16 protein-coding genes and 1 riboswitch are annotated in these 20,079 nt (G+C 33.9%); all 16 genes read left to right on the top strand.

Going from position 1 to position 20,079, the window contains the following annotated elements; all coding sequences use genetic code 11:
* Positions 1 to 68 precede the first annotated feature (68 nt).
* The 16 genes from ACTJJ9_RS13220 to ACTJJ9_RS13145 all read left to right on the top strand — a co-directional run bounded on the left by ACTJJ9_RS13220 (position 69) and on the right by ACTJJ9_RS13145 (position 20,062).
* Positions 69 to 1,040, top strand: coding sequence for a ketopantoate reductase family protein (locus ACTJJ9_RS13220; protein WP_095300241.1), 972 nt, complete (start codon positions 69 to 71; stop codon positions 1,038 to 1,040).
* A 165-nt stretch (positions 1,041 to 1,205) separates the two neighbouring features.
* Positions 1,206 to 1,349: a hypothetical protein gene (locus tag ACTJJ9_RS13215; RefSeq protein WP_170944339.1), complete on the top strand. Its 144-nt coding sequence runs from the start codon at positions 1,206 to 1,208 to the stop codon at positions 1,347 to 1,349.
* Between the two features lie 449 nt (positions 1,350 to 1,798).
* On the top strand, positions 1,799 to 3,583 hold the full coding sequence (locus tag ACTJJ9_RS13210; RefSeq protein ID WP_095300240.1) for a sensor histidine kinase: 1,785 nt from the start codon (positions 1,799 to 1,801) through the stop codon (positions 3,581 to 3,583).
* Positions 3,558 to 4,634, top strand: coding sequence for a response regulator transcription factor (locus ACTJJ9_RS13205; protein ID WP_440768685.1), 1,077 nt, complete (start codon positions 3,558 to 3,560; stop codon positions 4,632 to 4,634). The genes ACTJJ9_RS13210 and ACTJJ9_RS13205 overlap by 26 nt, the downstream gene beginning before the upstream one ends.
* An 84-nt stretch (positions 4,635 to 4,718) precedes the next feature.
* Positions 4,719 to 5,993, top strand: a complete 1,275-nt coding sequence (locus ACTJJ9_RS13200) for an ABC transporter substrate-binding protein (RefSeq protein ID WP_095300238.1) — start codon at positions 4,719 to 4,721, stop codon at positions 5,991 to 5,993.
* Positions 5,994 to 6,075: 82 nt separating this feature from the next.
* Complete coding sequence (locus ACTJJ9_RS13195; RefSeq protein WP_095300237.1) at positions 6,076 to 7,008, top strand: carbohydrate ABC transporter permease; 933 nt, start codon at positions 6,076 to 6,078, stop codon at positions 7,006 to 7,008.
* Positions 7,005 to 7,829, top strand: a complete 825-nt coding sequence (locus tag ACTJJ9_RS13190; RefSeq protein ID WP_095300236.1) for a carbohydrate ABC transporter permease — start codon at positions 7,005 to 7,007, stop codon at positions 7,827 to 7,829. The genes ACTJJ9_RS13195 and ACTJJ9_RS13190 overlap by 4 nt, the downstream gene beginning before the upstream one ends.
* A gap of 13 nt (positions 7,830 to 7,842) precedes the next feature.
* On the top strand, positions 7,843 to 9,870 hold the full coding sequence (locus ACTJJ9_RS13185; protein ID WP_145581565.1) for a beta-galactosidase: 2,028 nt from the start codon (positions 7,843 to 7,845) through the stop codon (positions 9,868 to 9,870).
* A gap of 155 nt (positions 9,871 to 10,025) precedes the next feature.
* Entirely contained in the window at positions 10,026 to 10,790 is a 765-nt protein-coding gene (locus ACTJJ9_RS13180; RefSeq protein WP_145581564.1) for a sugar phosphate isomerase/epimerase family protein, read from the top strand.
* Between the two features lie 143 nt (positions 10,791 to 10,933).
* A riboswitch (ZMP/ZTP riboswitch) is annotated at positions 10,934 to 11,012 on the top strand.
* 140 nt (positions 11,013 to 11,152) lie between these two features.
* Entirely contained in the window at positions 11,153 to 12,352 is a 1,200-nt protein-coding gene (locus ACTJJ9_RS13175) for a phosphoglycerate dehydrogenase (RefSeq protein WP_095300233.1), read from the top strand.
* Between the two features lie 358 nt (positions 12,353 to 12,710).
* Positions 12,711 to 14,228 (top strand): response regulator transcription factor, encoded by a 1,518-nt coding sequence (locus tag ACTJJ9_RS13170; protein ID WP_145581563.1) that lies wholly within the window; start codon positions 12,711 to 12,713, stop codon positions 14,226 to 14,228.
* Between the two features lie 14 nt (positions 14,229 to 14,242).
* Positions 14,243 to 16,021: a histidine kinase gene (locus tag ACTJJ9_RS13165; protein ID WP_145581562.1), complete on the top strand. Its 1,779-nt coding sequence runs from the start codon at positions 14,243 to 14,245 to the stop codon at positions 16,019 to 16,021.
* Positions 16,022 to 16,257: 236 nt separating this feature from the next.
* Complete coding sequence (locus ACTJJ9_RS13160) at positions 16,258 to 17,553, top strand: ABC transporter substrate-binding protein (protein WP_145581561.1); 1,296 nt, start codon at positions 16,258 to 16,260, stop codon at positions 17,551 to 17,553.
* A gap of 249 nt (positions 17,554 to 17,802) precedes the next feature.
* On the top strand, positions 17,803 to 18,651 hold the full coding sequence (locus tag ACTJJ9_RS13155; RefSeq protein WP_370877259.1) for a carbohydrate ABC transporter permease: 849 nt from the start codon (positions 17,803 to 17,805) through the stop codon (positions 18,649 to 18,651).
* A complete protein-coding gene (locus tag ACTJJ9_RS13150; RefSeq protein WP_145581560.1) occupies positions 18,648 to 19,472 on the top strand; it encodes a carbohydrate ABC transporter permease in 825 nt (274 codons plus the stop codon). Before ACTJJ9_RS13155 ends, ACTJJ9_RS13150 begins: the two co-directional genes overlap by 4 nt.
* A gap of 248 nt (positions 19,473 to 19,720) precedes the next feature.
* Positions 19,721 to 20,062 (top strand): DoxX family protein, encoded by a 342-nt coding sequence (locus ACTJJ9_RS13145; RefSeq protein WP_145581559.1) that lies wholly within the window; start codon positions 19,721 to 19,723, stop codon positions 20,060 to 20,062.
* The last annotated feature ends 17 nt before the right edge of the window (positions 20,063 to 20,079 follow it).

Genomic DNA, 20,079 nt, shown 5'->3' with positions numbered 1-20,079 from the left:
TAAAATCTGTTGATAGGGTACAGGTAAATTAGAAAACTCTATTAAATTATGAAAAGGTGCGGATTTCTTTGAGAGTATTAATGTTTGGTTCAGGTGTTATCGGGACGATTTATGGACACGCATTTTCTCAATCAGGAATAGATGTTGTACATTATGTAAGACCGAATAAACTTGAGCAATTAAACGATGGGATCCAGCTTCATTTATTAGACGGAAGAAGAAAGACAGGGATTCATATTCAAAACTACAAGCCTAATCTTGTAGATGAACTACCATCGTTTGATGAGTTTGATCTTGTCATTGTAAGTTTACGTCATTACCAATTAAAATCTGTATTGCCACTCTTAGCGAAAAATCTTGGACGTGCAGATATCCTGTTTTTTAATCACCTATGGACAGATACAAGTGTTATTGATGAGTTTCTTCCACAGGATAAATATATATGGGGGTTTCCTAGTGCTGGAGGCGGTTTTTATCAAATGCCTAATCTAATTTTAAAAGGAGCCTTAATGGACTTCATCTATCTTGGAGAAATGAATGGGAAAAACTCTGAACGTATCATGTCAATTTCAAAGCTTTTTGAACAAGTAGGCATAAAGGTAAAAGTTCAAAAAAATATGCAGCACTGGTTATGGAAACAATTTTCTCTTAACGCTGGGATTAGCACAGTTGCAATGAAAGCGGGAGGGACAGAAAAGCTAATGTCTAGCATACCTTATATTCGGCGTGCAGTATTATGTATTAGAGAAGCATTAATTGTTTCTAAAGCTCGTGGAGTCAATGTGAAGCAATTTTTTGATGCTAGAGTTTTTTTTCTTCCTTCCTGGATTGCGGCATTAGCATTCTGGGCTACGTTGAAGACAAATCGCTATCAAAGAGAAATATTTAAATATTATAATCATGCTGAGGAAATACAACGAATTTACGATGATGTTATGGATATGGGGAATGAACTTAAGGTAAAAATGCCAATTTTAGATAGTATGGCAAATGATATTAAACAATCATCAAATGTTCTTGTGAAAAACAAAATATCTTAACTTATAATGCGGTGCTTTAAAGAAGGCACTGCTTTTTTATATTATTTAAATGCTCCTATCATATTGTACGAAACTTGAAAACAAATGGCAAAGTTATGTATAACAGTTATAATCTCTGCCATATTAGGAAATTACTAATAGGAGTATACAAAGGAGGTAGTCCTTATGAAAGATAATAAGCAACAATCAAGTGATGATTTGAATCAAATTTTTGAAATAATTAATGCAAAAGGGGATTCTGGAGAAATAAAACAAATAATCGAAAAATCGAATATGAATCGTGATGATTTAGATGATGAAATGAAATAATTGATTTGTTGAAGGGGTCAGAATACCTCTTCAACAAAATATTGATTATAGCTAGCTGTTTTAATGACTACTCGCTGATTTATTACATAAAAGTTAAGAGAATAATAACGAGAGTTACTAGTGTTCGATAACTATATCTCATCATACAGTTAATAATTTAATAAATTTATATACCAATTTGAGTACTACCTATTATAGTTAGTTCCTAGGCTAACTCCTCTGCCATATTCCCCCTTCTTTATAATAATATAATTTTTACATCTCCTTGTGAAATTTAATAAAAAAGGCAGTAAAAGTTTCTGAAATTTTAGAATAATATCTATCAAATCTACATGGAATTGACTACAATGAATCTAACCAAAATAAGATAGTAATCTACGAAAAACTGTTAAAAATTTATTATATTAATTTTGATAAAAATCCTTATTAGTATAAAGGGGGAATTAAGGGTGAAGTTTCACAGGGGAGTCAAACAAATTCTATCGAAATATATTTTAGAGAGTATTCAGCGGAAAATGATGGGCACCTTGTTACTAGTTATGATGGTACCAATGCTTATATTTATGTTAATTTCTACTTATATTTCAAGAGGTACAGTCGAATCCTCAGAGATTAGCTCGAATTTATCGCGGATGGAGCTTTCTAAAAGCTATTTAGAGGAGCAATTTCATTCTTATAATGACTTACTATTTGCGGAACTTGTTGATGAAAGACTTGTTCCTAGTATAACAACCGAAAACAACATATCATCTACAGGGGCTTTTAATACCCAAACCTATATTAAAGATAAGCTGTTTGGTTTGTACAATGGGGATGATGATATTATCTCTGTCACACTTATTTCCTATGAGGATGATCGGCTCTATCAGGTTGAAAATAATGATTTTTTTATAAACCATTATTTTCAAACACAAATAAAGAATACGGAAAAAACAGCGATTTTTGATGTGAATACATCAAATCATAGTTTTACATTTGCCCGTAATATCTTTCGATTCGAGGATCAAAAATTAGTTGGGAAAATTGAAATCCAAGTATCGTTTTCGCTAATTGATCATATTGCAACAAATTTGCAAAGTAATGGTGAGGAGGAGATCCTTCTTCTAGATAAGGAAGGAAATACCGTTTACACATTAAATTCAATGAAGCTGCGGAAGAATATTAGTGAAGAAATCTTGAGTTCATCTATGAAAGCAAATGATACAAATTATATAACAAAAGATAACGATTATTATTTCTATCAAAATTTAATGGGAGGACAAATTCAATTAGTGAAGCTAGTACCAGAAGAAGTAATGCGGGTTGGGGCAATATACATAGGGAGGACAGGGATTATTATCCTCCTAATCTCGATTTTACTTACGATTCTTCTCTCAATTCTCGTTTCAAATCAGGTTGCAAAACCGATTGTCTCCTTATCGAGAAAAATGGATCAGGTAGGAGAAAATAATTTTAATGTTCAAATCGAAACGAGACGAACAGATGAAATTGGTCATCTTCAACGAAAATATAAAGAAATGATTACTAGAATTAAAGATTTAATAGAGAAGGATTATAAGCGTGAAATGGAAAACCGGGATGCACAATTTCTTGCATTACAATCGCAAATTAATCCACATTTTTTATTTAATACACTTCAAGTTATCTCTGGAATGGCATTAAAGAATAAAGCGAAGGACATCTATGAGATGACACAAAAGCTTGCGTTCATGTTTCGCTATATAACCGATAAGCGAGGAGATCTCGTGCGAATGAAGGAAGAGGTCAACCATTTAAATAATTATTTATATATACAAAAGGTGAGATTTGGAGAAAACCTCTCTATCCAGCTTTTTGTCGATGGGGCTGTAAAAGAGGGACTCATTCCCTTATTAACACTTCAGCCGATTATTGAAAACTCATTTAAACATGGATTTGAATCTAAGCTTGAAAAGGCAGAATTAAAAATCGATATTCAAATGGTTTTTGATGAAATTGAAATCGCTATCATAGATAATGGAGTCGGTATGTCAGAACAAATATTAGCAGAAGTAAGAGAAAAACTTATTTTTGATACGGATACACAGCATCGAAGTATTGGGCTGCGAAATGTAAATAATCGAATCAAATTATATTTTGGTAAAGAATACGGAATAGAGATAGATAGTGAGCAATCAGAATTTACTAAGGTAATAGTGAGAATTCCTTATCGAAATGGGAGTGAACTAAGTGAGCACTTTATTAATCGTAGATGATGAAAGCTGGGCAAGAGAATCAGTGAAAGCGTTAATAAATCATGATGAAATTGGGATTACACAAATAATTGAGGCGACTAATGGAATGGAGGCAATAGAGTTTATTAATTCATTAAAGCCTGATTTTATTATAACAGATATGAAAATGCCTGGTATGGATGGAATTCGTTTACTAGATATATTAGTGAAGGAATACCCTGACATTTTGGCGATTGTCCTGAGCGGCTATCAGGATTTCATGTATACAAGGCAAGCGATTAAGTCTGGGGTTATTGAATATTTACCAAAGCCTGTAGATGAAACGGAACTAAATGATGCATTAAGAAAAGCAATTTTTACGAAACGGAAAAAACAAGAGCAACAAATAGGATATCCATTTTTAATTGGTGAGTTCATTGAACTTGAGGAACTAATTAGCCCGTTTCGTCGCACACTTTCCTTCTCTTTTAAAGAACTTAATGCAACGCAACTCTCGAATAGTGTAAACCACTTTATTCCTAAAGTTGATGCTCGATTAAGGCATGATTCTTCTTTCATCGCCTATTTACACCAGTTGTTTTTAATAGTACTTGAAGAGATGCTAAAGGAGCATAAAGTGAAACTTGAAGATGTCGGCTTAAATTGGAATCAATTATGTTATCAAGGGAAGAGAACATTTGAGGATGAAATAACGTTTCTTCAGCAAATTGGTGAACAAGTAATTATTGCAATTGATACTATTCGTAAGCAAAAATCAAAAATTAATTTGGATGAAATTAAACAATACATTGATGACAACTTTACATTAATGAATATGTCACTTGATGTTATTGCGAAGAAATATTTTGTAAGTAAGGAATATTTAACAACAGCGTTTAAGAAAAAGTACGGCTGTAATGTGACAGAATATATTATTTCAAGCCGTATGGAAATGGCAAAGCAACTCATTTTAACAACGACATTACAATATAAGTCAATCGCAGAAATGGTGGGATATGAAGATGTTTCATACTTTTATCGAGTATTCAAAAAGTATTATGGGACTTCACCAGGGAAAATCAGAAAAAATTAAAATAATACAAATGTAAGCGTTAAAATAGTCAATTCCGTTAAATGAAATATCCAATTATGATAAAAACAGAAAGGGGAGTTGAAAATGAAAAAAGCGCTTACATTGATAGTGGCATCGATTTTCTTTGTTGGTTTGTTAGCTGGTTGTAACTCTAGTAGCTCTACAAACAGTGGTGAAGGTGGAGAGGGAGAAAAAGTAGAATTAAAGGTATTTATTGGACAGCCTCGTTTTAAGGAGCAATATGAAACATATATCGACCAGTTTGTTAAAAAACAAAAAGAAGAAAAAGGTCGTGAAGTAACAGTCAAACTTGAATTACCGAGTGTAAATGAAGCAGACCAGCTGCTGAAAACACGTCTTGCTTCAGGGGATAGTCCAGATGTTTTTGCGATTCATGCAATAAACGATATTCCAGTATATGATAAAGCAGGTTACTTAGAAGATTTAACAGGGGAACCATTCGTTGATAAGCTTTATGACACAGTGAAACCAATGGTAACAAGAAATGATAAAGTTCTTGCAGTACCACTTGAAACACTTCAATGGGGCTTTCTCTATAACAAGGATATTTTTGAAGAGAATGGGATTGAAGTTCCAAAAACATTAACAGAAATGAAAGCGGTTATAAAATCGCTAGAAGATAAAGGGATTACACCATTTATTAGAGCTTATAAGGATTCGTATATACCACAGCTATTCCTACCATTAACTGTAGGAGCATTAGAAAGCACGACAAATAAAGGCTTTATTGACAAAATGAATAAAGACGAGGCTTCATTTGCTGAATTAGAAGGAATGTTTGACATCATTGATCTTGTTCATGCTCATGGAACAGACCGCCCATTTGAAGTAGGTCAGGACCAAGGTGCAGCTGCATTTGCCAGCGGTCAAGCAGCGATGTGGGTTCAAGGACCGTGGATGGCTGAATCAATGTTAGCAACGAATGAAAATTTTAATTTCGGTGTTGCTCCACTTCCGATAAATGATGATGAAAATGCAACACTTATTAACTTAGGTGCATCAACATCTTTAGCTGTTTCAAAGGTTAGTAAAGTAAAAGATGTTGCGAAGGATTTCGTAAATTATATTTTAGATGATAAAGATTCGAGTGCATTTTATGAAAGCTTAGGCTTTAACCCGATTTCTGATATTCATACGTTTGAAACATATCCATGGTTAGAGGAATCATCAAAGTATGTAGCTGAAGGTAAAGTATATGAAGATCCAACTATGCCATCTGCAGTTAAGTCACAGTCTGAAAAATTACTACAAAGCTATTATGCTGATGATATTTCGCAGGAAGAGGTAATTGAAGGGTTAGACAGAGCATGGCAAGAAGCAAATAAGGTGAACAACTAACTACTAATTAAGTGAAAGACAGTTTAAATAGCTGTCTTTCATTCTATAGTGCAATAAATGCTTGATTGAAAGGGTGAGAGTTATGCCGGTTACAGAGCTAAAAACGCCTGTTAAAGAAGCCGTTTCGACGAAAAAAACACTATTCAAGAGGAAACATTTAAGCTTAATTCTATTTGTCCTACCTGCATTCGTTTTTTACCTTATCTTTCTGTTCATTCCAACAGTTGGGGCGGGAATATACAGCTTTACAGATTGGAACGGTTTAAATCAATCGTATAACTTTGTTGGAATAAGTAATTATATTGAAGCATTTCAAGATGATAAAGCGTTTAGGCATTCGTTTATATTTACGTTAAAATATACAATCTTCGTATTTATCATACAAAATGTCGTTGCATTATTTTTAGCATTATTAATTGAATCTAGAAGAAAGTCAAAAGGCTTTTTCAGAACAATTTTCTTCATGCCTAATATGATTAGCTTGATTATTTCCTCATTTATGTTCTCGTTTATTTTTACAAATGTTTTTCCAGAGCTATCAAAGCAAGCGGTGTTCTCAATTTTAGACCAGTCTTGGATTGGTGATCCTAAGGTTTCCTTTTACTCGATATTGATTGTCTCGCTATGGCAAGGGATTGGCTATATGATGGTCATTTATATGGCAGCTCTACAAGGTGTTCCAAAACAATTAAAAGAGGCAGCGATGATTGATGGAGCAAATATATTCCAAAGAGTCACTCATGTCATTCTTCCAATGATTATGCATGCGATTACGATTTGTTCATTTTTAACATTAAATGGAGCGTTTAAAGTATTTGATGTTGTCTATGCATTAACGCAAGGGGGACCTGGAACTTCTACTCAAGTAATGGCGTTGAATATTTACGAGGAAGCATTCTCGAATAATTTCAGATTTGGCTATGCAAATGCGAAAGCAATGATTCTATTTCTCGTCGTCTTAGTGATTACGTTAATCCAAGTAAGTGTGCTAAAACGCAAGGAGGTAGAAGCATGAGAAAAAATGTTCCGTTATCGATTACGATTAATCTTATTTTAACTGTTTGTGCAGTTATCTCGTTTTTCCCGATTTATATGGCCATTATTAACTCGTTTAAAACACAAGGAGAAATTTTTACTTCTGTATTAGCTTTTCCGACATCATTTTCCTTTGAAAATTATATTGGTGTTTTCGAAGAGTTAAATTTACTTGGTAGTGCGTTTAATACATTGATTGTAACTGTCATTGGGTTAGCGGGAATAGTCTTTTGCGGCTCACTTGCTGGTTATAAATTAGCAAGAACATCTGGGAAGCTTAGTGGATTGTTCTTTATGCTATTTATTGCTTCAATGCTCGTTCCATTCCATTCAATTATGATTACGTTAAGTCAAATGGCAAAAGGTCTTGGCTTACAAGGCTCATTATATGGACTTGGATTAATTTATATTGGTCTCGGTGTAAATATGGCTGTTTTTCTTTACCATGGATTTGTGAAATCGATTCCGAAAGAGCTAGAGGAAGCAGCGAAAATTGATGGCTGTAATGATTTTCAAATTTTCATTCGGATTATTTTCCCATTACTGAAACCAATTACAGCAACGATATTAGTTCTTAACGTTTTATGGCTTTGGAATGATTTTCTTTTGCCGCTAATCATGCTAACAGATGTAAATAATTATACGTTAATGTTATCGATTAACTCGTTATTCGGACAATATGTCGCAGATTGGCCAAAAATTTTAGCAGCACTCGTGTTAACAGCACTTCCAGTTATTGTGTTCTATGGCTTTTTCCAAAAATATATTCTCGATGGAATTGCAGATGGGGCGATTAAATAAGGAGAGATAAGTAATGAAGAAATTATTATATGGTGTTGCTTATTATGATGAATATATGCCGTATGAACGGCTTGAGACAGACATTCAAATGATGAAGGAAGCAGGCATCAATGTTGTTAGAATTGCTGAATCAACGTGGAGCACACATGAACCGCAAAATGGGATATTTGACTTTCGCTCAGTAAGTCGAGTGCTTGATGCGATGTATAAAGCAGATATTCAAGTTATCGTTGGCACCCCAACTTATGCGGTACCAACTTGGATGGTAAAGGAGCATCCTGAAGTATTAGCTATTACAAAGAACGGACCTAAGGAATATGGGGCAAGACAAATTATGGATATTACAAATCCTACTTACCTGTTTTATGCAGAAAGAATCATTAGAAAATTGATGGACCATGTAAAGGATCATCCAGCAATAATCGGTTATCAAATTGATAATGAAACAAAGCACTATGATACAAGTGGACCGAATGTCCAGCAGAGATTTATCAAATATTTAAAAGAGAAATTTAAAACAACAGACGCATTAAATGATGAGTTTGGTCTTGCCTATTGGAGTAATAATGTCAATGCTTGGGAAGATATGCCTTCAGTTATTGCAACAATAAATGGTAGCCTCGGTGCCGAGTTTTCAAAATTTCAACGAAAGCTTGTCGACGACTTTTTGGCATGGCAGGTTGAAATTGTTAAGGAATATCGAAAGGAAGGACAGTTTATCACACAAAACTTTGACTTTGAATGGAGAGGCTATTCCTATGGTATCCAGCCAAATGTTAATCATTTTTCTGCCTCAAAGCCATTCGATATCACAGGTGTAGATATTTATCACCCATCACAGGAAGATTTAACAGGGATTGAAATTTCCTTCGGAGGTGATGTTGCTCGTTCAACAAAACAGCAAAATTATCTTGTCGTTGAAACCGAGGCACAAGCCTTTTCAAATTGGACACCCTTTCCAGGACAACTTCGGTTGCAAGCGTTTAGTCATCTTGCATCTGGGGCAAATATGGTTTCTTATTGGCATTGGCATTCTATTCATAACTCCTTTGAAACTTATTGGAAGGGATTATTAAGTCATGATTTACAGCCTAATCCTGTTTATCATGAGGCGAAAACAATCGGGGCCGATTTTAAGCGCTTATCAGCAAAGTTAATTAATTTAAAAAAGAAAAACAAAACAGCAATTCTTGTTAGTAACGAGTCTTTAACAGGGCTAAGTTGGTTTAAGTTTAATCACCATTCTGAGTTAAATTATAACGATATTGTCCGACTTATTTATGATGAACTTTATAAAATAAATGTTGAGGTCGATATCATACATTCTGAAACAGACAATCTAGCAGACTATTCCTTGATTATCGTACCTTGTTTGTATGTTGCTTCAGATGAATTATTAGAAAGACTTAATCAATATGTATATAACGGCGGCCATGCGGTATTCACGTTCAAGTCTGGGTTTACAAATGAAAATCTAAAGGTAAGAACTAGCTCACAACCTGGAATTATTGAAAAAGCATGTGGTGTTCAATACCAAATGTTTGTAGAACCTAAAAATGTGAAGCTAACAAATCATTCATATGATATAGCTGAAGATAAAAATGAAGTTCATACGTGGATGGAGCTGCTCACTCCGACAACAGCAAAAGTACTTGCTACATATGACCATCCAGCATGGGGAGAGTATGCAGCGATCACTTGTAATGAATACGGCAAAGGGTTTGCCACATATGTGGGCTGTATTGTTTCAAGCGAAACAATGTCTGAGATATTAATAGATGCGGTTAAGAGGGCAAATATATGGAGACAGGAACAACAATTTCGGTTTCCCGTTATTATTAAAAGTGGTTTAAATGATGCTGGTCATGAAATGAAGTATTTCTTTAATTACTCATTTGAAGAACAAAGCTTTGCTTATCCATTTCCTGAAAGCGTTGAATTACTAGAAGATGTAACCTATCAAAATGAGGAAATGATTAAGATAAGTCCTTGGTCATTTAAAATTTTTGAAGTGAAGGAAACGGTGAGAACCAATAAGTAATAAATGGATTTCAACGAGAAAAACACAACATTTGGTGTGAGTGATATTGCCTTGGAGTGGTATAGCCTAAATGAAGAGCGAAATATACATGTTCATTAGAAGCAGAATCATTTCATACAATTGTATTTGAATAAATATGTGAAAGAGGAGATTAGATGAAGGGAATTCCAGTTGCTATTCAAATGTTTACGTTACGTGATGAAAGTGAAAAGGATTTTGTTGCTACGTTGAAAAAGGTTGCAGAACTAGGATTCGATGGTGTTGAATTTGCTGGGTTCGGAAACCTAACTGCAAGTGAAGTAAAATCTTTATTAGATGAGTATCAGCTACAAGCGGCATCAAGCCATGTTCCACTTGAACAATTAAAAGCAAATCTACCAAACGTGATTGAAGAGCAAAAAATAATTGGTAGTAACTATATCGTTTGTCCATATCTATTGCCAGAGCAACGAGCGGAAAAGGATTACAAAGAGCTAATCCCATTATTAAATCAGATTGGTGAAGCATGCTATCGTGAAGGTATAACGTTTTGTTATCATAATCATGACTTTGAGCTTGAAAAACTTTCAGATGGCAGAACAGCTTTACAAGCGATTTTAAACGATACAAATCCTGATTTTGTTAAAGCGGAATTTGATATTTATTGGCTGACAAAGGTTGGTCAACAACCGGTAGAATGGATGAATGAGTATCAAAATCGAACACCTCTTGTTCATTTAAAGGATATGACATTAGACGAAGAGAAATTTTTTGCTGAACTTGGAACCGGTGGTGTTGATTTAGATGCAGTGTTACAACTTGGAGAGAAAAATGAGGTCAAATGGTGGGTCGTTGAACAGGACATGACGAAAAGAACACCATTTGAAAGTATTGAAATAAGTATTCAATATTTGAAATCTAAATTACCGTATTTAGTTTAAAAGAATAAGTCGTTACAGTTTAAGGATATCATGACTCTAAATAATGAATAATCATTTCGGATTAAGTAATGTAAATCTTTAAAAATATTCAAAAAATCTACTTGAAGCGTTCATAAGAGTTTGATAAAATGAAATCAATCAAAAAGGCTATGTGTAACTGGCGAAACACGGATCACCGTGAGGGAGCACATAGTGTCGTAGCCGTTCGCCTGGGCAGAGGTAGGGAAGTTTTTTCCTTACCTCTTTCTGTTTGTTAGGGGATGATATTTTAAGTTGAAATTACGGAAAAATTGCCTTATTGTAGTATAATACAAATATTCTTAAAATTTAAAATTAACACAAAGGAAAGAGGAGAAATCTAAATGAGTACTACAACGTTAGAAACAGTAAAAACAATTAAAACCTTAAACAATATTGCCCAAGTAGGACTTAATGTTTTCAATAAAGAAGCATACACAATCGATAATGAAAGTGAAAATCCTGACGCAATCGTTCTTCGTAGTTTTAACATGCACAATATGGAATTCGGTGAAAACTTAAAAGCAATTGCTCGTGCAGGAGCTGGTGTAAATAATATCCCTGTCGACAAATGTACAGAACAAGGAATTGTTGTTTTTAATACACCTGGAGCTAACGCAAATGCTGTAAAAGAAATGGTTCTTACTACATTAATGGCTTCTTCTCGTAACCTTTTTGCTGGTGTTGCTTGGACTAAAACGCTTGAAAATGAAGGAGAGCAAATTCCTAAATTAGTTGAAGCAGGTAAAAAACAATTTGTTGGTAAAGAAATTAAAGGAAAAACATTAGGGGTAATCGGTTTAGGTGCAATTGGTGCTTTAGTAGCAAATGATGCTCTTGGATTGGATATGGATGTTATCGGATTCGATCCATTTATTTCTGTTGATACTGCATGGAACTTATCTCGCAAAGTACAACGAGCAATGTCACTTGAACAATTGTTTGCAAACTCTGATTATATTACTGTACATGTTCCACTTACAGATGATACTAGAGGAATGTTTAATAAAGAAACGTTCAGCATTATGAAAGATGATGTTCATATTTTCAACTTCTCTCGCGGAGAGCTTGTTAACGAAGAGGATATGAAGGCAGCATTAGAAAGCGGAAAAGTAGGCAAATATATTACAGACTTCCCAAATGAAAATGTTTTAAAGATGAAAAATGCTGTTCCAATTCCACATCTTGGAGCGTCAACTCAAGAATCTGAGGAAAACTGTGCGGTTATGGCTGCTCGCCAAGTTAAAGAATATTTAGAAACAGGAAACATTAAAAACTCAGTGAACTTCCCAAATGCATCTTTACCATATACAGGGAAGTGCCGTGTTGCTGCATTCCATAAAAACGTACCAAATATGGTTGGCCAATTAACTCAGGCAATTTCAAGCTTCAATTTGAACATTGCTGACATGGTAAACCGAAGCCGTGGTGAATATGCGTATACAATGATTGATATTGATAATAAAATTAATGGTGATGTTATTCCTGGCTTAGCAGAAAAAATTAACCAAATCGAAGGAATTGTTACAACTCGTATTATTTAAGCAATGAACATTCCTTTTGAAAAATGCCTCAACTCTAAATGGGTTGGGGTTTTTTGATGGGGAAATTTAAGTGAATTAATTATTCGGTTAATATGGTAGTAGCCAATTACTATCGAATAATCAACATTTTAACATGCATTGGCACGGAGCTTATTGTCATAATACTAGTATTTATTAGTTACTTCTCTTTTTTTTCGCGCCAATTCGTCATAATAGATTTGGCAATTACATTATAAACATATTTATCATCGAGAAAATAATTCTATATGTCATACAAGAACATTGAGATATATCGACGGAAAATGTAATATAATGAATTATCAATAAAAAGAGAGCGCTACCAATTGGGGGGATACAGTTGGAAAAGACGAAAGCCAAATACAGAACACTAATTGTTGATGATGAATTATTAATCAGACAAGGGATCAAACATTATTTGAAATGGGATGAATTTCAGATTGTTGGTGAGGCTGCAAATGGGAGAGAAGCGCTTGAATTGATAGAGTCATTGAAGCCACATATTGTTCTTACAGATATTGTAATGCCGATTATGGATGGGGAGGAATTAACAAGAGTAATAAAGGAGAAATATCCTCATATTGAAGTCATTATTCTTAGTAGTTTCGGAGAATTTCATTATGTTCGTTCAGCTTTTCAATGTGGTGTTGTCGATTATATTTTAAAGCCGAATTTGAATTCTGAAGAGCTGCTTTCTGTTTTAAAAAAGGCGGCAAAACGAATTCCAGAATTATATCTGAATGCACCTAACAACATTATAGGCAGTTCAATTGAACATTTTCTCGAAAAAGTACTCGCTGGTCATGAGGTGAGGAATGAACTAATAGCTACAGAATATTTTCCGTATCAAACCTTCTTTTTGCTAGGAATCGACATGAAGCAAATTGAATCCTCTTCTATTTCAACTGTAAACGAAAAAGTAAGCTCATTATTACAAGCGCATGAGATAGCTTTTTATCCAATTAAAACGGAAGTCCAAAAAGTCATAATCTTTTTGATTCATTCAAGTAATGATTTATCGATTCAACCGATAATTTTTGAACTAACTGAATGGCAGGAAAAAATCGGAATTGTCAAAAGTGATCCATTTGAACAAATAAACGAAATGAGATCATTTTTCGATAGCCTGTTAAGCTTAATACAATATCGGTTTTATTTTCCGGATCATAAGTTACTTGTTCAACAAGATTTACCCGCAACTAACCAAGCTTGTCAGTCCTTTAACTTAGAATGGTTTACAGAAGAATTAACACATGAAAGATTTGACTCTGCATTTACTTATTTAAAGCAATACTCTGAGTATCTATCAAGTCAGTATATGCTGGACATTTCCGAATATAAAGCTTTTTTTAGTAACATCATTTTTAATATTATTATTCTCTTAGGAAATATGAAATGTGAAATAAAGGAAGTCGAAAAAGAGAAATACTCCTATTTTAGAAAAATTGAAGATGCTTACAGTGCTAAAGATGTAATCAGCGTCTTATTTGAGTTCATTACAAAGGTTAATGAATGCTTACAACATCATTTGGAGGCAGGCCCTTCAAATATAAAAATTTTACTAGAATATATTGATAGACATTATATGGAGCCTCTGACATTAACGGGGGTGGCGAAACATTTTCATTTTAATCCCTCCTACTTATCAAATTATTTTTCGACTCATAACAAAGAAGGCTTTATTGAATATGTCAATAAAATACGGATTGAACAGGCATCAAAGAAGCTTCTTACGACAAATTTACCTATCTCTGAAATAAGTACAAGCGTTGGTTATTCAGACCACAGTTATTTTTGTAAAGTTTTTAAGAAACAAAAGGGGATTTCCCCAAGTGGATATCGACGAAAAATGAAATAGAAGTTGGGTTGATTATGAAAATACGAGATCTCTTAAAGCATAATAGTTTGTTTGTCATAATGTTTAACTTTACAATTATTAGTATTTTTTTCGTATCCTTTATCATTATTTGGACAACGATACGAATGTCAGAGGATTTCTTTATTGATAAATTCAGTATTACAAATACAAAAGTTATTAATCGAGTAAAGGGAGATTTTGAATCGTTTCATTCTTCAATTGTAACTGCTACAAATGAACTACTTAAAAGTGGTAATTTAAAAACGATCCTTACGTCAGAGCAAACAAATAAAGAACGAATGACTGCCTATTATAATTTAAATCTATTAATGGAGCGAGTTAAATCCACGGTTGATGGATATGATGTCAGTATTAATGTAATAGGGAAAAATGGAATTAGTTATTCGACTGATCGAACATATTGGCCAATTTCAGATGCTGAATTAAAGAATAGTAGGATTTCTAGTAACACATTAGATGAACCTAAAAAGCTTATGTATCAATATGATAAACGTACTCGCTTAAATACGAATCGAATCGGAGGTGCTTATATCGTTGCCTCGAAGGCATTTATGGAGAGATTATCAGGAAAAATATATGGCACGATGTATATTGCAATTCAAGAAAATGAATTTGCTAAGTTTTATTCAAATTTTACAAGCAAGGGAAATGACATCGTTTTAATAGATGGAAACGGTTTTATTGTATCAAGCAATCGAAAGGAGCTTATTGGTAAGAAGGATAAGGAATTATTGTCGCATGCAGAAACGTTAAAAAATAATACGAATCATTATGTAACAGAAGATTTTCTAGGGAAAGAGCACATCTTCTTTTCTGAATATTTGCTATCGTATGAAATGTACATCTTAAACATGATTGATAAGCATACTGCAATTCAAGGACTTGTAGATAAACGTGAGCTTGCTCAAACATTGCTTATTATATTTTTTGTCGTATTAATCGTAGTTTTTTTCGGGTCTAAAAAATTAACGAATAGTCTTTCAAGGTTAGTGAAGGAAATTGCTAATGTGTCGAAAACAAATTTTCATCAATCTATTTCCGTGCAAGGCACCTATGAAACAAGGAAAATCAGCATTGCATTTAATTCGATGCTTGAGGAGCTGCAGGATTATGTTGAAAAGCTCATTTCTATTCAAAAGCAAAAACGAAATGCTGAGCTAGCTGCACTCCAGCAGCAGATTAATCCACATTTCTTATATAACACATTAACATCGATTAAGTTTATGGTACAGCAGGGAAGCAAGGAGGAAGCAGAGGAAACGACAACGGCATTAATTTCGTTGCTGCAAAATACCGTTGGTCAAGTAAATGAAACAATAACTGTTAAGCAGGAAGTGGAAAACTTAAAAAATTATGTCTTTATTAATCAAAAACGTTATGGAACACGAATTCATGTTAATTATTTTATTGCGTCAGATTGTCAAGACTGCCTGATTCCAAAGTTAATTTTACAGCCATTTATTGAAAATGCTTTTTTTCATGGATTTAATCGGAAGCAAAATGGTTATATTCATGTTCTCATTTGGAGGGACCATGCAACATTGATTTGTGAGGTTGTTGATAACGGAGATGGGATGAGCTTGAGTAAGGGAGAGAGTGATTTACCGAATACAAATCGAAGGCAAGAACGCTTTACAGGTATCGGTATCCGTAATGTTCATGAGCGGATCCAACTAATATATGGTGAAGAATATGGTGTGTCAATTGAAAGTGAGCTTGATGAAGGTACAAAGATAAAAATTTCTCTCCCATTTGAAAATGATTCGAACTAGTACTACTTATTATATGTATGTTGTACTAGCTTTTTTTTGTCTTGTTTTTAAAATGAATAAAAAAATTCCTATTTTCTAAAAAACGTACAATAGATAAAAATGTTCAATTAGATGATTTCTAAAAATAACACAAAAACATAAAAATATTATCCTAATAGAATATAAACAAATTGTGCTACGATAAAATACGAGAGATTGATAACGCTTTCAATTTAAATTAAACGGGGGGAATTCGGGTGAAGAAAAAGATTATCACATTTCTATTAGCTAGTTTACTTTTATTGGCAGGTTGTTCTTCAGGTGCTAAGGAAAGTAGCTCCAATTCAGAGGAGCCAAAGGATTCAAATGAAATAACAATTTGGGCATGGGATCCGAAATTTAATATTAAAGCATTAGAAATCGCCGAAAAACATTATAAGACAGATAATCCCGATATTAAAATAAAGGTTATTGAAAATGCTCAGGATGATATTGTTCAAAAATTAAATACAAGCTTAAGTTCCGGGACAACAAAAGGGTTACCAAACATTGTTTTAATAGAAGATTATCGAGCGCAAAGCTTCTTGCAAGCATATCCCGATGCATTTCATAAATTAACAGGTACGTTTAATGTAGATGATTTTGCACCATATAAAATTGCCCCAACAAGTATAAATGGAGAGAACTATGGTTTGCCCTTTGATTCAGGTGTCGCTGGTCTTTACGTACGGACAGATTATCTAGAGGAAGCAGGATACACTGTTAGTGATTTACAAAATATTGATTGGAATAAATATATTGAAATTGGGAAGAAGGTAAAGGAAAAAACCGGGAAGTATATGCTTTCACTAGATCCAAATGATTTAGGAATCATTCGGTTAATGGCTCAATCAAGCGGGTCATGGTATTTAAAAGAGGATGGAACAACTCCAAATTTAGCAGGGAATGAAACATTGAAAGAGGCATTTAACATCTATAAACAATTATTAGATGCTGATATTGTTAAGCCGATCTCTGACTGGAATCAGCTCCTTGCTGCCTTTAATGGAGGGGAAGTTGCAACAGTGCCAACAGGAAATTGGATTACACCATCGATAAAAGCAGAGGCATCTCAATCTGGAAAGTGGGCAGTTGTACCGTTTCCTAAAATTGCAGAAATTCCAAGCTCTGTTAATGCATCGAATCTCGGAGGAAGCTCTTGGTATGTCCTTGATATCCCTGGAAAGGAAAAAGCAGTCGATTTTCTTACGAAAACTTTCGGATCAAATGTTGAATTTTATCAGGAGCTAGTGTCCGAAATCGGTGCGATCGGAACATATTTACCAGCAGCCGAAGGAGAAGCATATAAAGCTGCTGATGAATACTTTGGCGGTCAAGCGATCATAGCTGATTTCTCAAAGTGGACGGGGCAAATTCCGAAAATAAACTACGGCTCACATACGTACGCTATAGATGATATTTTAGTTGTTGAAATGCAAAACTATCTGAATGGAAAAGAGATTGACCAAGTGCTAGAGGATGCACAAAGCCAAGCTGAGGCACAAATTAAATAGAAAGGAACTTGCGTAAGAGGAGACGCCTCGGAAACTCGCATTTCTCGAAGACCAATTGGTGTTGAGATTGCTAATTTAGCAGGCGAGCCTTCCGAGGTGTTTTTAATAAAAAGAATGTATTGATACGGTTTAGCCTATTGTCTCACGAACTTTACCAATAGCAAGGAGTTGAAACCATTGCCAAACCTAAAAACAACAGCCTCAATTTCAACGAAACAATTAAGAACAAAAGCCTTTAAAGCAAATACGATAATTGGTTGGTCATTTATATTACTGGCAACATTGCTAATTTGTTTATTTTATTTTTACCCTATGGTTCAAGCATTTATTATGTCTTTACAATCTGGATCTGGTACAAACTTAACCTTTATCGGCTTTGATAATTATATTCGCTTATTTAAGGATCCAACGTTTCTAACAGCTGTAAAAAACACAGTTTTTTATCTTATTATTCAAGTCCCAGTAATGATTCTGTTAGCCTTGGTCATTTCTGTCCTACTCAATGAAAAAACGCTTAAATTTAAAGGGTTTTTCCGAACTGCCATTTTTTTACCTTGTGTCACATCATTAGTCGCTTATTCAGTTATTTTTAAATACTTGTTCGGACTTGATGGAATTTTAAATATGATGCTGCTGAAAAGCTCAATCATTTCTGAACCGATCCAATGGTTAACAGACCCGTTTTGGGCGAAAATTGCCATAGTAATGGCGATTACATGGCGTTGGACAGGATATAATATGATCTTTTACTTATCATCATTGCAAAACATTGATCATTCAATCTATGAAGCAGCTAAAATAGATGGAGCCTCCGCATTTCAACAATTTTTCAAAATTACGATCCCACTATTAAAGCCAATTATTTTATTTACATCGATTACATCAACAATTGGAACATTACAGCTATTTGATGAAGTAATGAATATCACAAATGGTGGTCCAGGTAATGCAACGATGACAATATCTCAATACATTTATAATTTATCGTTTAAATATACACCTGACTTTGGCTATGCAGCTACAGTGTCATACGCGATAGTGATTATGATCGTATTTTTCTCCATTATTCAATTTAAAGTGGCAGGTGATAGAAAATGAAAAACATAAAGAGGCTTATTAGCTATCTTATATTAATTACAGCAACAATTATTTCAGTATTTCCGTTCTTTTGGATGATTGTTAGTGCAACAAATAAGTCAGTGGATGTTACAAAGGGTAAGCTACTTCCAGGTACTCATTTAGTTGAAAACTTCAAAAACCTTCTTGAAACAATCGATTTAGTGCCTGCGTTAATGAATTCTGCAAAAATTTCAATCACAACAACGATCCTCGCATTAATTATTTCATCTCTTGCAGGCTATGGCTTTGAAATTTATCGCAGTAAAGCTAAGGATTTCGTATTCAATATATTATTAACCTCGATGATGATTCCCTTTGCTGCTTTAATGGTTCCATTATTTCAAATGTTTGGGATGATCTCTGAATCTATGCCATTTTTCGGAATCGATACATTGTCTGCCGCCGTATTACCATCGCTGACAACTGCATTTCTCATTTTTTTCTTCCGACAAAGTACAAAAATGTTTCCAAAAGATATTCTTGAAGCAGGTAGAATCGATGGCTTAAGTGAATTAGGTGTTTTTTTTCGCATATATATTCCAACAATGAAAACAACCTATGCAGCAGCTGCCATTATTACCTTTATGGCAAGCTGGAATAACTATTTATGGCCTTTAGTCGTTTTACAATCACCAGAAAACCAAACGATACCTTTATTAATTTCAACTCTTGGATCTGCTTATTCACCTGATTACGGAGTGATTATGACAGCAATTGTTATCGCGACATTGCCAGCAGCACTGATATTCTTCATTATGCAAAAACACTTTGTTGCTGGGATGATGGGATCTGTAAAATAATCTGGTAAGCGGAGAGATTAAAGCTCTCTGCTTTTTTAATAATTAACGTAATAATTTTATTATGCGATTTATGAATATGGTGTTATGCAAGAAGACGATATTTCCAAACGAAATGATGATTGACATTGAACCCTTTTCCTATTATGGTATTTTTATACACAAAACTTACTTCCGAGTAACATTACTATAAAGTAATAATTTCTGTTGTGGAGTAAAAACGTTTTGTTTTTAGGAAAGAGGTGACGAAAATGGTTATTAAGATTTTACAAATCATATTAGCACTTTTCATTGGAATTGGAGGGATCATAAAAGTTTTAAGAATTGATTTTCAAGTTAAGCATTGGCAGGAATATCAATATCCAATGTGGTTTCTTACCGTGACCGGGGTAATGGAAATTGTTGCGGCAATCGCCATTTTTACTGGGCTTTGGAATCATCTTTTTGCAATACTTGGTAGTGTAATTGTTATCGTATTTATGCTTGGGGCAATTTATACGCATATTATTAAAGTGCAACAGCCGCTTAGTACGGTTATTCCATCAGCAATTTGTTTAATCGTCTCAATTTATTTAATAATTTTCTATTATTAATTAACTTTTTATAAGGT

This window comes from Metabacillus sp. 22489, assembly GCF_052044855.1.
Classification (GTDB): Bacteria; Bacillota; Bacilli; order Bacillales; family Bacillaceae; genus Metabacillus; species Metabacillus niabensis.
The sequence above is the reverse complement of the archived record's forward strand: the minus strand, read 5'-3'. Positions and strand labels throughout refer to the sequence as shown.

Excerpts from the sequence above, each read along its gene's own strand:
- ACTJJ9_RS13215 (WP_170944339.1), top strand. The coding sequence starts at position 1,206 with ATGAAAGATAATAAGCAACAATCAAGTGATGATTTGAATCAAATTTTT.
- ACTJJ9_RS13200 (WP_095300238.1), top strand. The coding sequence starts at position 4,719 with ATGAAAAAAGCGCTTACATTGATAGTGGCATCGATTTTCTTTGTTGGT.
- ACTJJ9_RS13195 (WP_095300237.1), top strand. The coding sequence starts at position 6,076 with ATGCCGGTTACAGAGCTAAAAACGCCTGTTAAAGAAGCCGTTTCGACG.
- ACTJJ9_RS13190 (WP_095300236.1), top strand. The coding sequence starts at position 7,005 with ATGAGAAAAAATGTTCCGTTATCGATTACGATTAATCTTATTTTAACT.
- ACTJJ9_RS13185 (WP_145581565.1), top strand. The coding sequence starts at position 7,843 with ATGAAGAAATTATTATATGGTGTTGCTTATTATGATGAATATATGCCG.
- ACTJJ9_RS13180 (WP_145581564.1), top strand. The coding sequence starts at position 10,026 with ATGAAGGGAATTCCAGTTGCTATTCAAATGTTTACGTTACGTGATGAA.
- ACTJJ9_RS13175 (WP_095300233.1), top strand. The coding sequence starts at position 11,153 with ATGAGTACTACAACGTTAGAAACAGTAAAAACAATTAAAACCTTAAAC.
- ACTJJ9_RS13165 (WP_145581562.1), top strand. The coding sequence starts at position 14,243 with ATGAAAATACGAGATCTCTTAAAGCATAATAGTTTGTTTGTCATAATG.
- ACTJJ9_RS13150 (WP_145581560.1), top strand. The coding sequence starts at position 18,648 with ATGAAAAACATAAAGAGGCTTATTAGCTATCTTATATTAATTACAGCA.
- ACTJJ9_RS13145 (WP_145581559.1), top strand. The coding sequence starts at position 19,721 with ATGGTTATTAAGATTTTACAAATCATATTAGCACTTTTCATTGGAATT.